Annotated in this window: 11 protein-coding genes; 2 read left to right on the top strand and 9 right to left on the bottom strand. The window is 74.7% G+C overall.

Going from position 1 to position 14,487, the window contains the following annotated elements; genetic code table 11:
- Window positions 1-130 precede the first annotated feature (130 nt).
- From AMK16_RS07125 to AMK16_RS07140, 4 genes are all read right to left on the bottom strand, one after another.
- Complete coding sequence (locus tag AMK16_RS07125) at window positions 131-2,038, bottom strand: ATP-binding cassette domain-containing protein (protein WP_073909861.1); 1,908 nt, start codon at window positions 2,036-2,038, stop codon at window positions 131-133.
- 347 nt (window positions 2,039-2,385) lie between these two features.
- On the bottom strand, window positions 2,386-3,132 hold the full coding sequence (locus AMK16_RS07130) for an NUDIX hydrolase (RefSeq protein ID WP_073909863.1): 747 nt from the start codon (window positions 3,130-3,132) through the stop codon (window positions 2,386-2,388).
- 246 nt (window positions 3,133-3,378) lie between these two features.
- Window positions 3,379-5,367 carry an amylo-alpha-1,6-glucosidase gene (locus AMK16_RS07135; RefSeq protein WP_073909866.1) on the bottom strand — a complete coding sequence of 663 codons (1,989 nt, stop codon included), beginning with the start codon at window positions 5,365-5,367 and terminating at the stop codon, window positions 3,379-3,381.
- A 200-nt stretch (window positions 5,368-5,567) separates the two neighbouring features.
- Window positions 5,568-6,833 carry a DUF4192 domain-containing protein gene (locus AMK16_RS07140; protein WP_079191353.1) on the bottom strand — a complete coding sequence of 422 codons (1,266 nt, stop codon included), beginning with the start codon at window positions 6,831-6,833 and terminating at the stop codon, window positions 5,568-5,570.
- Window positions 6,834-6,957: 124 nt separating this feature from the next.
- Between AMK16_RS07140 and AMK16_RS07145 the strand changes: the two genes are divergently transcribed.
- Window positions 6,958-9,117: a RecQ family ATP-dependent DNA helicase gene (locus tag AMK16_RS07145; protein ID WP_073909868.1), complete on the top strand. Its 2,160-nt coding sequence runs from the start codon at window positions 6,958-6,960 to the stop codon at window positions 9,115-9,117.
- A 214-nt stretch (window positions 9,118-9,331) separates the two neighbouring features.
- Window positions 9,332-9,961: a hypothetical protein gene (locus AMK16_RS07150; RefSeq protein WP_073909870.1), complete on the top strand. Its 630-nt coding sequence runs from the start codon at window positions 9,332-9,334 to the stop codon at window positions 9,959-9,961.
- Window positions 9,962-10,257: 296 nt separating this feature from the next.
- Here the strand turns inward: AMK16_RS07150 and AMK16_RS07155 are convergent, their stop codons facing one another.
- The 5 genes from AMK16_RS07155 to AMK16_RS07175 form a co-directional block, all read right to left on the bottom strand.
- On the bottom strand, window positions 10,258-10,935 hold the full coding sequence (locus tag AMK16_RS07155) for a hypothetical protein (protein ID WP_073909873.1): 678 nt from the start codon (window positions 10,933-10,935) through the stop codon (window positions 10,258-10,260).
- 78 nt (window positions 10,936-11,013) lie between these two features.
- Complete coding sequence (locus tag AMK16_RS07160) at window positions 11,014-11,724, bottom strand: ribonuclease HII (RefSeq protein WP_073909875.1); 711 nt, start codon at window positions 11,722-11,724, stop codon at window positions 11,014-11,016.
- 475 nt (window positions 11,725-12,199) lie between these two features.
- Complete coding sequence (locus AMK16_RS07165; RefSeq protein ID WP_073909877.1) at window positions 12,200-13,114, bottom strand: ADP-ribosylglycohydrolase family protein; 915 nt, start codon at window positions 13,112-13,114, stop codon at window positions 12,200-12,202.
- Window positions 13,115-13,125: 11 nt separating this feature from the next.
- Window positions 13,126-13,785 carry a histidine phosphatase family protein gene (locus AMK16_RS07170; protein ID WP_073909879.1) on the bottom strand — a complete coding sequence of 220 codons (660 nt, stop codon included), beginning with the start codon at window positions 13,783-13,785 and terminating at the stop codon, window positions 13,126-13,128.
- 73 nt (window positions 13,786-13,858) lie between these two features.
- Complete coding sequence (locus tag AMK16_RS07175) at window positions 13,859-14,464, bottom strand: YdbC family protein (RefSeq protein ID WP_073909881.1); 606 nt, start codon at window positions 14,462-14,464, stop codon at window positions 13,859-13,861.
- Between the last annotated feature and the right edge of the window lie 23 nt (window positions 14,465-14,487).

Here is a 14,487-nt window from a genome sequence, read left to right on the forward strand (position 1 = left end):
GGGTGATCGGTGCCACTCACGCAATTGACGACTTATCGTAAATAATCGGGCGTTTAGCGCGGGGTTGCTGTCTGCTTGACGCGACGTGGGCTGCAACGGTCCCGTCCGGCCCGTCTGTGCACTGGAACGGTCACCAACGGACCCTGCCGCGCAGTCCGGTGAACCCATAGGCGCACAACAGGACCATCAGCGACAACACCAGCGCCGTTCCCACAGGTTGGGCCATCACTCGCAGGGTCCCCGTGATCAGACGGTCGGCCTCCGGCGGCCACTGCCCCCAGGTCAGGCCGCGCAGGCGGGTGGCGAGACCGGTCGCCGGGTAGGCCGACGGTCCCTCCAGCACCTTGCGCACCAGGGGAACCACCATCACCGGTACGGCGAGTACGGCGGCCAAACCCGCGGTGGCGGACCGGAAGACCCCGGAGGCCAGGACGCCGGCCCAGGCGCAGCCGACGAGCAGCCCGGCCCAACTGGTGGCGGGGATGAACCATTCCACCGGGGTGCGCAGCGGGCCGGCGTCGAAGACGAGCGCCAGGGCCGCGGCATCGGCCGACACCGCCAGGGCGCCGAGGAGCAGGGCGAGGACGGCGCAGACGCCGAGCTTGGCAGCGAGCAGTCCCATGCGGCGGGGCACGGTACCGCGATCGGCGGCGAGCGCGGGGTAGCGGTACTCCTCGCCGAAGGCCAGGGCGCCGAGGAGTCCCGCACCGAGGGCCGCGGGTGGCAGGGGCAGCAGTCCGGGCCAGGCGGCGAGCAGCCGGTTCTGCGGGGTCTGCCCGATCCGGGCCAGCACCAGGGCGGTCAAGGCGGAGGCCACGACGACCAGCACGGCGGTCAGGAGGGGGGTGGCGGTGCCGAAGACCCGGAGCAGTTCGTAGCGCACCGGGCGCAGCGGTCCGCTGAGGCGCCGCACCGCCGAGTCGGGTCGCCGCACGGCCGCGCGCCGGGGGCTCCCGGCGCAGGCCGGGCTGCGGCCCAGGCCGAGGGAGCCCTCGGGCGGTCCCCCGGGGGCCGCTTCGGAGGACGCATCGAGTGCGCCGCCGGCGTGCGTCGCCACGCCGGATCCCACGCCGCACTCCGTACCGGCTGCCATACCGGCTGCCGTGCCGGGCGCGGACGGGCCCGCGGCGACGGTCCGCGCGCGTGGGACCGGTGGCGCCGGCGTCCCGGTGTCCCCGGTCTCGTCGGCGAGCTGGTGGACCAGCACGCCGTGCCGGAACGCCGCCTCGCCCACCTCCGCGCAGTTGCTGCCGTAGACGGAGAGGCGGCTGCCGCTCTCCGCCACGATTTCGACCGCGCGCCGGGCGGCGCGGGCCTCGCGGCCCAGTACGTCGGCGAGCCGGGCGGCGTGCGGGGTGCGGACGGCGACCCGCGGGCGCAGCCGGGTACGGGCGAAGTCTGCGGCGTCCTGGTCGGCGACGAGCCGGCCGGCCCGGATGCTGACGACCCGGTCCGCGCAGCGTGCGGCTTCCTTGGCGTCGGCGGTGGTGAAGAGCACCGCCCCGCCCAGGGAGGCGTGTCCGCGCAGCAGCCCGTGCAGCCAGGCGCGTTCGCGGGGCGAGAGGCCGGCCGAAGGCTCGTCGAGCAGCAGGGTGCAGGGGTCGGCGAGCAGCGCCGCGGCCAGCGCGACCCGGCGTTCCATGCCCAGCGAGAGCGAGCCGAGCCGCTGGTCCCGCAGGCCCCCGATGCCGGTGACCTCCAGCATGGTGTCGGCCCGGGAGGCCGGCACCCCGGCGGCGGCGCAGAGCATGCGCAGTTGGTTGCGCACGGTCCGCGCCGGGTTGCCGGGAACGTCGCCGAGCAGCACGCCGACCTCACGGCCCGGATACGGGATCCGGTGCAGGGGGCGACCGCGGAAGTAGGTGACGCCGCGGCCCGGTTCCAGTTCGAGCATGAGCCGCAGCGCGGTGGTCTTGCCCGATCCCTGCTCGCCGAGCAGGGCGGTCACGGCTCCTGGGAGGGCCTCGAAGGTGAGGTCGTCCACCAGGGGCGGGGCGTCGGGACGGGGGGTGCTGGTCAGTCCGATGGCCTGGAGCATCGCTTCTCTCGCGGGGGGTGAGACCGCTCGGCGGCAGGGTGAGTACCGCAAGCAAGATAACGCGATATGTCCGATTTACGGCGCAACCGGTCCGACGGGATGCCGATAGTGCCGTTGCGCCGCGCGCAGGTGTCCCGCACTGCTCAGGTGCCGTGCGCCGCCTCCGGGCTCCAGCGGCGGCGCCTCGGAACGATGACGCGACCGGGGCGGGCTCGCTCGCCGCGGGTGGCCCGGCGGACGTCACGACCGGCGTCGCGACGACCGCCGGCGCGGGGGGCCTCACGGCCGGCGGCCCGGCGGTAGTGGCGGCCGGCGGCCCCGCCGGCGGGACAGCCGGTGGTGCGGTCTCAGACCTCGGGACGCAGCATCGGCGGATTGAGCAGGGTGGCTCCGCCCGCGCGGAACAGCTGGGCCGGCCGCCCGCCCTGACGAGTCGTCGTGCCTCCGGCAGGCACCAGGAACCCTGGGGTTCCGGTGACCTTGCGGTGGAAGTTCCGCGGGTCCAGGGCCACACCCCAGACCGCTTCGTAGACCCGGCGCAGCTCACCGACGGTGAACTCGGGCGGGCAGAAGGCGGTGGCCAGGGAGGAGTACTCGATCTTCGAGCGGGCCCGTTCGACGCCGTCGGCGAGGATCCGGGCGTGGTCGAAGGCGAGCCCCGCGGAAGTCTCGTCCTCGGCTGCCAGCAGCTCGTCCACCGGGGCCCAGCGGGCGCTGTTCGCGTCCCCGCCGGCCCTCGGCGCCGGCAGGTCGGGCGCCAGCACCAGGTGCGCCACGCTGACCACACGCATCCGCGGATCGCGCTTCGGATCACCGTAGGTGGCGAGCTGTTCGAGGTGCGCGCCGTTGCCCACGCCCGGAGCGGCCGGGTCGTGTGCGCACAGGCCGGTCTCCTCGGACAGTTCGCGGGCGGCGGCCGCCGCCAGGTCCTCGTCCCCGCGCACGAATCCTCCGGGCAGCGCCCAGCGCCCCTGGTAGGGCTGCTCACCCCGCCGGACGGCCAGCGCGCACAGCGCGTGGCGCCGCACGGTGAGCACGACCAGGTCGACGGTGACGGCGAAGGGCGGAAAGGCCGACGGGTCGTAGGGCGACATGCCGCGATCATAGTCGTCTGCCTGACGATAAACAGCGCTTTGGCGAGCTTGAGGAGGCCCTTCCAGTGGTCGGCCAGGGCGCTGGGCCGTCTCCTTCTGATCCGGTCGGCCGGGCCCGCGTTGTCCGGCGCCGTGCGGCGCGAGACGGAGGGGCCGCCTGTGTACCGGATGCAGTGGGGCGCCGCGGCAACGCGGGGAGGCGCGGCGGCGGACAGTGTGGGCCCGGCACGGTCCGAAAGAGAGGACCTAGCCGCCCAGTTGGAGCGCATCGGCCGCCTCCTCCACCATGCCGAGGCCGAGCCGGCTGATCCGGACGGTGAAGGGTTCACCCGATACCCGCAGGCCGGAGAATCTGAGGGCGCCCAGGGGCGTGCCGGGGAGCGGAGAGAGGGCGACCGTGCCGGCGGGGGCGTCCGGGCGGATCCCGGCCAGGGCGGTCAGGGCCTGGATGCCCGCGGCCGCGGCGACCGCGGCCGGGCGGCAGGCCGCCGGGTGCGGGAGCGGGGCGCTACCGGTGGTGCGCTGCTCGGCCGCGAACATCTCGGGCAGCCGGTACCCGAAGCTCTCGGCCGCATCCAGCAGGCCCCGGAGCAGGCTTGCGGCCTCTTTGCCGAAGCCCGCCTGCGCCAACCCGCTCACTGCCACCGCGCTGTCGTACGCCCGCACCGCCCCCGAGCGGTGACCGAAGGGGTTGTGCCCCGGCTCCCTGGCCGCCATGCTCCGCAGTCCCCATCCGGAGTCCATGGCGGGGGCCCCGAGCAGCCGTGCCAGCTGTTCGGTGCCGGCCCGGTCCAGGAGGCCCGGGGCGAGCCGCCCGCCGCCGAGCAGCCCGGTGTCGAGCAGGTGGGCGGCGGCGCTCGTCAGCCGGGGCAGCGGCCGGCCGTCGGGGTGCAGCGCGGCGGCCGGGCGGCCCCCGTCCGGGCCGTCGATCCAGAACTCCGCCCGGAACCGTTCCCTCAGCGCGGCCGCCCACTGCCGCCATTCGTCGGCTCCGGGCCGCCCGCATCCGTCGAGGAGACCGGCTCCGAGCAGGGCGGCCCGGTGGGCGTGGGCCTGGGTTTCGCACCGCCGCGGCCCCGGATCGGGGTCGGCCAGGAAGCCGTCTTGCCCCAGTGCGCCGCGCAGCCAGTCGAGGCACCCCTCGGCAGCGGGCAGCAGCCGGGCGACCTCCTCCTCGGGCATTCCCCAGAGCCGGGCCTCGGCGAGTACCACCGGGAAGGCCAGGGTGGCCTCCGTGCCCGTGCACCCCGGGGGCAGCTGCGGCCCGGCGCCGCGCAGCGGCCCCGGGATCTTCCCGGCGTCGGGGCCGCGCCCGCCGCTCTGGTGGCGGGCCAGGATCCGCAGGGTGGCGGCGGCCAGCCCGGTCCCGAGCGGCAGCGCCATCCGGGCGGTCCACAGGGATTCTGCCGGAGCCAGCCCCAGTCGCCAGGGCGCCCCTGCCGCCGCGAAGGCGTCACCCGGATGACCGGGATCCCTCAGCAGCAGCGCCCCGAGGTCTTGCACGCTGGTCCGGAACCACGCCTCGGCCCTCGGATCGTCCCCCTCGGCCCGGGCGTCGGCGAGCGGGTTGGCCACGCGGCCGGCGGGTGCCCGGGCGGTGCGGTCGTGCGTGGTGCGCAGCTCGATGGTGCGGGACTCGCCCGGTGCGAGTTCGAGCTGCCAGCGCAGCAGGCCGGCGGAGGCCACCGCGTCGTCGGGCGGGGGCTGTGCGACGGCGACGGCCTGCGCCTCGCCGGTGCTCCAGCGCAGCCCGGCGGCATGCACCGCGGCGGGTACCTCGGGCCCGGCCCGGCCCGCGGCCACGGCGGCGAGCTCGGCCAGATCGGTGCCGAGCAGCATCTCCACCTGGAGGCGTACCGGCCGGGCACTGAAACTGCGCAGGGTGATCCGCTCGGTGCCGTCCGCGTGCCGGAGGCGTTCCACCCCCACGTCCGGGTCGGGACTCGGCTCGGCCCCGGTGCGCACCGTCGCGGTGAAGGCCGCCCGGTCGGCGCCGAGGCTGCGGCCCTGGACGGCCACCGGTTCCCGGCCGGCGACGCGCAGCACGCAGCGGGAGAGCAGTCTGCGTCCGGCGCGGTAGATGCCGTCGATCCCCCGCCCGGTGAGCTGGCCGTGCTCCGGGGAGATGACCAGACAGGGTGCGGCGACGCAGATCAGGGCGCCGTGTACGGGCGGCAGCTCGGTCCGGCGTGCCGGGGGCACGCCGGGTGGTCGGGGAGGTGCGGGGTGAGACATGCATCGCCTTGTCTGCGCTCCGGTGGGTTCGGCTGGGCGGCGGCGCGGCCGGGGCCCCACTACCCCCCAACTGAACGCCCCTACCCCCGCCCAGGTCACGGGCCGCGCGCGGTCGTGGCGGGCCGTCCCGCCCGACGGCCCGCCCGACCAGGCCCCGCACAGCCGCCGGAGGGGTGCGTCGCACCGGGCCCCGCGGCGGCTCACTGCCCGCTCCCCGCGGTGCGACGGGTCCCGCGGCGCGGTGCCGTCCTGACACGCCGGCCGGGAGGGCGCCCGTCGGTCGGCCGGTTGTCCCGCCGGGGCTCGCGGCGCCGCCGCTCCTCGCGCAGGCATTGCCTCAGGCCTTCGGGGTCGATGCCCTCGTTGCAGGCGTGGTGGAGCAGTTGGGCGAAGCGGTAGTCGGCATCCGCCCGCAAGGCCAGCCCGAGCGCGATCCGGGCGGTCGGTTCGTCGCCGGTGGACCAGGAGACCCAGCCGGCAAGGGTGAGCGGAGCCGCCGCGTGCTCGCCGTAGGCCCCGACGCAGCGCCGGGCGAGGGCGCGCCACAGCCGCAGGGCGGGGGCGGCCTCCTCGTCCTCCATCCACTCCGCCGCGATGTCCCGGATCTCCCGGTCCTGAAGGCCGAGGATCAGGGAGGCGGCCTCGTCGTGGCCGAGCAGGGCGTCGTCCCAGTCGTCGGCGTGCGGGCCGCCCTCGACGGGTGGGGCGAGGGTCATCCGCCGCATCAGGGAGCGGGCCAGCGTGAGGGTCTCGGCGCCGACCTCCTCTCGGGTGGCCCCGTCGAGGATCTTCGGTACCAGGGCTGAGGCCGCCCGGTCCAGGGCGGCTTCCATCTCCGCGGCGCCGACCCCCCGCGCGGGCATCAACCTGCCCTCGATCTCGCGGAGGGAGCCGCGGACCTGGAGTCCGGCGAAGGTGGCCGCGGCGGCCATCACCGAGGTGCCGACCGCCGCCAGCGGACTGCCCTCTGCGGGGCAGCAGCGCTCGTCGGGGCAGACGTAGGACCAGAAACGTCCTGCGGAGAGGCAAAGGGCCTCCAGGACGGGCACGTCCAGGGCGCCGCAGGCGAGCCTGATCCGTTGGGCGAGGGGCCGCAGCCGGGTCATCACCCGCCGGCCGCTCTCCTCGCCGCGCGGCTCCTGGCAGAGGAAGACGACGATGCCGTCGGGCTTGCAGCCGCGGCGCTCGCTGCCCCGGATCAGGCACTCCGCGACCTGCCGCGCGGTGTCCTCCCATTCCGCGGTGGCGGCCGGGATGCCGACGCGGAGCCGGCCGCCGAAGCGCCCGCCCTCACCGTGGACGGCGACCATGACGAGGGAGTCGGTGGGGTGGAATCCGAGCATGTAGGGCAGCGCATCGGCCAGCTCGGCCGGGCTGCGCAGGGTGATCCGGGCGTCGGGTGCGGAGCCGGCCGACCTGATCGGCCACCGGTCGGACGGGGTGCGCGATTCGTGGTTGTTCGTCATGTCCCGAAGGTCCCGCGGGCGCCCCCATCCCGAAAGCCCTGTGGATAACCAGTTGCTCCTTCAACTTCCACAGCCTCGGGGGCGGCGTTGGCGCGATGTCGGAGGCATCGGGTTGCATGGGGGCATGAACGCAGACCTGAGGTCCTCGGCCGACTCCGTACTAGCCCGCCTCGTGGGCGACCCCACGGGCACCGCACGGCTGCGCGAGGACCAGTGGCGGGCGATCGAGGCCCTCGTCGCGCACAAGCGGCGGGCGCTGGTGGTGCAGCGCACCGGCTGGGGCAAATCCGCGGTGTACTTCGTCGCCACCTCGCTGCTGCGGGCGAGCGGCGCCGGGCCCACGGTCATCGTCTCGCCGCTCCTCGCCCTGATGCGCAACCAGGTCGAGGCAGCCGCCCGGGCCGGGATCCGCGCCCGGACCATCAACTCCGCCAATCCCGAGGAGTGGGAGGGCATCCAGGCCGAGGTGGCGGCCGGCGAGGTCGACGTCCTGCTGGTGAGTCCGGAGCGTCTCAACAACCCGGACTTCCGCGACCAGGTCCTCCCCAAGCTCTCCGCCGCGACCGGCCTCCTCGTCGTGGACGAGGCCCACTGCATCTCCGACTGGGGGCACGACTTCCGGCCCGACTACCGCCGGCTGCGCACCATGCTCGCCGACCTCCCGCCCGGCGTCCCCGTGCTGGCCACCACCGCCACGGCCAACGCGCGCGTCACCGCCGACGTCGCCGAGCAGCTGGGCACCGGGGCCGGCACGGACGCGCTCGTCCTGCGCGGACCGCTGGACCGCGAGAGCCTGAGCCTCGCCGTGCTGAGCCTGCCCGATGCGGCGCACCGGCTGGCCTGGCTCGCCGACCACCTCGGCGACCTCCCGGGCTCCGGCATCATCTACACCCTGACCGTCGCGGCGGCCGAGGAGGTCACCGCCTACCTGCGCCACCGGGGTCACACGGTGGCCTCCTACACCGGCAAGACGGAGAACGCCGACCGCCAACAGGCCGAGGACGACCTCCAGGCCAACCGGGTCAAGGCTTTGGTGGCGACCTCCGCCCTGGGCATGGGCTTCGACAAACCCGACCTCGGCTTCGTCGTGCACCTGGGCTCCCCCTCCTCCCCCATCGCCTACTACCAGCAGGTCGGCCGCGCCGGCCGAGGCGTGGAACACGCGGAGGTGCTGCTCCTGCCCGGCCGGGAGGACGAGGCGATCTGGCAGTACTTCGCCTCGGTGGCCTTCCCGCCCGAGGAGCAGGTGCGCCGCACCCTTGACGTACTGGCCCAGGCGGGCCGCCCGTTGTCGCTGCCCGCCCTGGAACCGCTGGTCGACCTGCGCCGCACCCGGCTGGAGACGATGCTCAAGGTCCTGGATGTGGATGGCGCCGTGCACCGCGTCAAGGGCGGCTGGACCTCCACGGGCGAGCCCTGGGCGTACGACTCGGAGCGTTACGCCTGGGTGGCCCGCCAACGGGCGGCGGAGCAGCAGGCCATGCGCGACTACGCGGCGACCACCGCCTGCCGGATGGAGTTCCTGCGCCGCCAGCTCGACGACGAGGAGGCGGCGCCCTGCGGCCGCTGCGACAACTGCGCGGGCGCCCGCTTCACCGCGGACGTCTCCAGCGCCGCCCTGGACACCGCACGCGGCGAACTCGGCCGCCCGGGCGTGGAACTGGAGCCGCGCAAGATGTGGCCGACCGGGCTCGCGGCCGTCGGCGTCGACCTCAAGGGCCGTATCCCGGCCGGTGAGCAAGCCTCCACCGGCCGGGCGCTGGGCCGGCTGTCGGACATCGGCTGGGGCAACCGGCTGCGCCCCATGATGGCGGCGCAGACTGCGGACCAACCGGTTCCGGACGATGTCACCCAGGCCGTGGTGGCGGTGCTGGCCGACTGGGCCCGCGGCCCGGGCGGCTGGGCCTCCGGGGCGCCGGACGCCCCCGCCCGGCCCGTCGGGGTGGTCGCGCTGCCGTCGCGCGGCCGCCCCGAGTTGGTCGCCACCCTGGCCGCACGCATCGCCGAGGTCGGGCGGATGCCGTTGCTCGGCACCCTCGCGTACACCGGCCAGGTCCCGGAGTACGGTCTGCCCTCCTCGAACAGCGCCCAGCGGGTCCGGGCACTCCACCAGGCTCTGGCCGTGCCCCCCGAACTGGCGGACGCCCTCGCCGGTGCGGCGGGCCCGGTGCTCCTCGTGGACGACCGCGCGGAGAGCGGCTGGACCCTCGCGGTGGCCGCCCGGCTGCTCCGACGGGCCGGTGCGAAGGAGGTGTTCCCCCTGGTGCTGGCGCTCCAGCCATAACGGAATGCGTCATCTTCAGCGTGGCGGGGCAAGGATATGAACGGCATACCGGCGAATTCCGGTCGGCGGCGCCAATTGCTCGTTGCCGCATGCTCCGGGGCCACGCGAGAATTGGAGTGCTCCCGCTCGGCTCCGCGGCACCCTCCTGGGCCGCGCTGCGGCGCGCCCGACTCCAGCCGTGCCCGTCCGCGGGCGTGTACCCGAAGGGAGGACCGTGACCTTCGGATTCGCCCCGCCCTCGACCACGTCCCTGACCACGGCCACGGGTGGCGCCAGCCGCCACGGCCGCCTGCTGGAACCCGCCGCGTGGACGGCGGCGGGCATACCCCTCCTCCGCAACCCGCGCGAAGTCGTCAGCGGGCTGCACTCCCGGCACAGCCCGGTGCCCTCGACCGCGGTCATCGCCGTCCTCGGCCCGGAGGAGCAGCTCGTGGCGAGCGCCTCCTTCGTGCAACGGTCCGTCTCCGCCGACGGCTGGGAGTACCGCAACGCCCTGCTGTCCCGGCTGCGCCGGGTTCTGCCGCACGATCTGCGCCGAAGGACCCCGGTGCGGACGGCGGTACTGCTCTACTGCCGTGAAGGCGACGACCGGTGGACCGAGGAGGACGGCGCCTGGATGTGGGGGCTGCGGGACGCCTGCACCCTCCACGGGCTGCGGTGCGGCGCGTACATCACGCTGACCCGTCACGGCTGGCAGGTACTGGGCGAAGGGCGGGGCGGCCGAAGGCCGAACTCGCAGTCGCGGCCCCAGCGACTGGGCGACACCGTGGCGGAGTTCGCCCCGCTGGCCCTGCACGGCGGCAGCGGCGCGGCCCAGGCGCTGCGCCGGACCGCGGCGCGCTGACCCCCGTACCGGCCGCCCTCCCGCACGGCCACACCGGCAGCCACACCGATAGCCACACCGACGGGCGCGACGACGGACCAACATCCGGACAGGCGCCCGGAAGCGGCCGGCAGGAACCGGCCGACGGGACCAGGCCGACGAACGGACCGGACGGCCGGGGGGCGGGCCGGTGGGCCTCACGCCTGTACACCCATGAGGGGCGTACGGCGGATCGGCCCCCGGCCTTCAGCGGGGCCGGCCCGCGGCCCGCCCCGCCCCTCGACCCGTGCCGGAATGCGGGACGCCGGTACGGGACGTCAGACGCCCGCGCCCAGCACGGAGTTGGCCTGCTGCGGGTCACCGCACACGATCAGCAGCGCACCGGCGCGCGCGAGCGCCGCCGGCAGGGTGCCGGCCACGGCGGCGACCGGTCCGCCATTGACGGCGAGGACCACGACGGGACGGCCCGCCGCCCGCTGCGCCTGCGCGGCGTCCGCATAGAAGACGTCGTCCCCGGCGTCGTGCTGGGCCCAGTACGCGGCCTCGCCGAAGGACAGTTCGTGAGCGGCCCACGGGTGCGGGTCGCCGGTGGTGAGCACCAGGATGTCGCCGGGCGCGCGCCCGGTGTCGAGCAGCAGGTCCACGGCCTCTTCGGCCGCGTCCAGCGCACCCTCGGCGGAGGCCGGGATCAGCTGGACCTGCGGTACCGCCGCCGATACGGACGGCGCGGCGGGGGCCGGAGCAAAGGCGGCAGGAGCCGCGGGGGCTGCGGGAACAGGTCCGGGGGCGGCCTGCGGCGCACGCTGTGCGGGCGGTGCGGGCAAGGGGCCACCGCCCGCGCGGCTTGCCGCTGCGGGGGAGGGACCGGGGCGTCCGGGCCGGGGCACGGCTACGGGACGCGGACCAGGTACGGGGCGGGGGGTCTGCGCGGTGCGGCTCGCGGCCGGCGTGACGCGGGGACCCTGGGCACTCTCGTGAATCTGAGGCTCCTCGATGGCGGGGGTGAGAGGCGTGTCGTGACGGGTATCAAAACACCGGTACGAAACGTACCGGTCGGTGGCACATGGGTGCGATCAGAAATCGAAGCCGAGTTGGCCTCCGTTTTCCAGCTCCATCGACTCCTCGCTGCGGCGCGCCTTCTTCAGGTGGCGCCACCGGGGCAGGCCGTCGAGGTATGACCAGGAAAGCCGGTGGTACGGGGTGGGTCCCCGCTCCTCCAGGGCCGCCCGGTGCACGGGGGAGGGGTATCCGGCGTTGGCGGCGAAGGCGAAGTCCTGGATCCCGTCGACGTGTTGGCCGATCTCGGCCATCATCCGGTCACGGCGGACCTTGGCGATGACCGAGGCCGCCGCGACGGCCACGCAGGACTGGTCTCCCTTGATCACCGTACGGACCCGCCAGGGATCGCCGAGGTAGTCGTGCTTCCCGTCGAGGATCACTGCGTCGGGCCGCACCGGCAGGGCTCCCAGGGCGCGCTGGGCCGCGAGCCTCAGGGCGGCGGTCATCCCCAGCTCGTCTATCTCCTCCGGGGAGGCGTGCCCGAGACCGTAGGCGGTGACCCAGGTCTCCAGGACGTCGACGAGAACGTCGCGCCGCTTGGGGGTGAGAAGTTTGGAGTCGGTGAGCCCCGCGGGCGGCCGGCGCAGACCGGTGATGGCCGCGCACACGGTGACGGGACCGGCCCAGGCCCCTCGTCCGACTTCGTCGACCCCGGCGATGACCTTGGCGCCGGTGGTTGCACGGAGGGAGCGTTCGACGGTGTGGGTGGGTGCTTCGTACGGCATGGCGCGGCCAAGGTTACGCCGCCCCGCGCCGCCTGCACACCCCGGCCCGGTCACGGCTCGTCCCGCACCCCGCCGCGAGCCCCCCCATAGCGCCCCCGACGGCGGCTCGCACCCGGGGCGGCAGGGCCATGACCCGGTCGATCGGCTCGGCGATCTCCGCGGCTCACCATTCGCTTACGCACACCTTCGCGCGGTACATCAGCGCGGCCGGAACGCCCTCCACGACGAACGCTCCGTGGCATCCGACCGCACGTCACTCCGCCGGGTTCCGGACGGCACCAACCCCCTGATCGGAAACCGCCCGGCTCGTACGGTCCGGATCCGGCCCCGCCGGGAAACCGCCCCCGCGTGCACATGATCGCACTCGTGAAGGGCAGGGTGCCGCGCGCCCACCCCGCCCTCGACCGCTGCACGGCCCGCATCCGCGCATCCGGCGAGCGCGCCCCGCGACCATCGGTTTTCAGCCTGGGGGTCGCTACCGCGCCGTTTCCGGAAGCCACCCCGGCAGGGTCTCGGTGCGCGCCAGCCAGGCGGCCGGGAGCACCGCGTCGCCGCGCGCGCCCAGCACGCCGCCGACGATCGCGCAGGTCGTGTCGACGTCCCCGCCCACCTGGGCGGTGGTCCAGAAGGCCCGCTCGTAGTCGTCCAGCGACCGCGCTGCCGACCACAGGGCGAAGGGCACCGTGTCGTGGGCGCTCGTGCGGCGCCCGCAGCCCAGGACCGCCGCGACCGTGGTCGCATCGCCGTAGTCCAGCATGTCCCGCGCCCGGCGCACCCCGGCGCCCACCGCGCTGCGCGGCACCAGGGCGATCACCCCGTCCAGCAGGTCGGCGGCCTTGGGCGGGCCGGCCGGGCCGGCCGCGAGGGCGGCCGCCGCGGCGACGGCCATGGCCCCGCAGACGGCCTCGCGGTGCTGGTGGGTGGTGTAGGCGGAGATCTCCGCCTGGTGCGTGGCCTGCTCGGGATCGTCGGCGTACCAGGCGCCCAGCGGGGCGATCCGCATGGCGGCGCCGTTGCCCCACGAGCCCTGCCCGTTGAACAGTTCGGCGGCCAGCGTGCGCCAGTCCTGGCCCTCCCGGACCAGCCGCAGCATCCGGTTCACGGCGGGCCCGTAGCCTCGGTCGAAGTCGTGGTGGTGGGCGAAGGAGCTCGCCAGCGCGTCCTGGTCGATGCGGCCGTGCTCGGCGAGCACGGCCACCACGGAACAGGCCATCTCGGTGTCGTCGGTCCACTGCCACGTCTGCGTACCGGAGGGCAGTTCGCGGCGCTTGAGGCGCGGGTAGTTCACGGGGACGAAGTACTGGGAGCCCAGGGCGTCCCCCAGCGCCAGCCCGCGGAGGCTGGCCAGGGCGCGTGCGTAGCGCCGTTCGGGAGTGGAATCAGGGGTCATCGCGGGCCACTCTAGCCGTCCAGGTCGTAGGGCTCGGGTGTGGTCCACCGCTCAAACGGGCGGTCGAGCCGGTACCGGCCGTCCGGGCCCAGCACCAGCGCCCGGAATTCACCGTTCCCCGGGTTGGACAGGGCCTCGAACTCGGCCACCGACCAGTGGAACCACCGCATGCAGAACAGCCGCATGGTCAGTCCGTGCGTCACCAGCAGCACGTTCTGCGGGTGGTCCTCGGCCTCGAAGCTGCGGTAGAGGCTCTCCAGGAAGGAGCCGACCCGGTCGTACACGTCGGCTCCCGACTCGCCCTGTGCGAACCGGTAGAAGAAGTGCCCGTACGCGTCGCGGTAGGCCTTCTGGAGCCGTACGGCGTCCCGTTCCTGCCAGTTGCCCCAGTCCTGCTCGCGCAGTCGCGGCTCCTCGCGCATCCGCACCCGCGTGGGGTCCAGCCGCAGCTCGCGGAAGGTCTGCAGGGTCCGGCGGTACGGGGAGACGTACGCACTGATCGTCTCCTCGCCGAACAACTCGCGCAGCCGTACACCGGCCGCGGCAGCCTGCTCGCGCCCGGTGCGGGTCAGCCGCAGGGCGTGGTCGGGCTCCCGTTCGTACACCGAGTCGTCGGCGTTCCCTTCGGATTCCCCGTGCCGGACTAGGACGATGCGCCGTGGTCGAACCATCCCACGACCCTATTCGGCCACCGGCGGCCCCGCGGACCGGGCACGCCGGTGGAGCTGTCCATTCGTCGTACGGTCATACCGTCCAGGACGGTTCGAGGTCGACGACGTCACCGGTGAGCGCCTCGACATCGGCCTGGATCTGGGCGCGCAGGGAGAGCCGTTCCACCCGCTCCTGGCGGTACTTCCCGTGCTCGGCGGCCGCCTGCCACATCGACAGCACCAGGAACTCCCGGCCCGGCGCCTCGCCGAAGAGGCCGCGGACCATGCCGGGGGAGCCCGCCATGGCCGGGTTCCAGACCTTCTCCTGCATGAGGGCGAAGTGGTCGACCCGGCCCTCCCGGACCCGGGTGTGCGCGACCCGGACCACATCGGCGTCGGTGAAGCGCGGCTCGAAACCGGTCTTCACGTCGAAGCGGTGGTCGAAGAGGGTGGCGCGCAGGTCGGTGTAGGTGCCGTTCTGGGCGGCGGCCAGCCTGTCGTGCGCGCGGGCCATGAAGGAGTCGTAGAAGGAGCGGCTCTCCCAGAAGGTGAAGACATGCGCGACCCCCTGCCGGCCCCGGCTCCAGCCGCCGCCCTGTCCCCGGAATCCCGGTTCTCCCGGCAGCCCCGCCCATTTTCGCTGCCCGCGCTCGAACCCGCGTCGGTCCGTCACCGTGCAGCGAATCCACTTGACCAGCACGGCGCCATCGTACGGTCCCGGCG

The sequence above is a fragment of the Streptomyces sp. CB00455 genome, assembly GCF_001905445.1.
GTDB lineage: Bacteria > Actinomycetota > Actinomycetes > Streptomycetales > Streptomycetaceae > Streptomyces.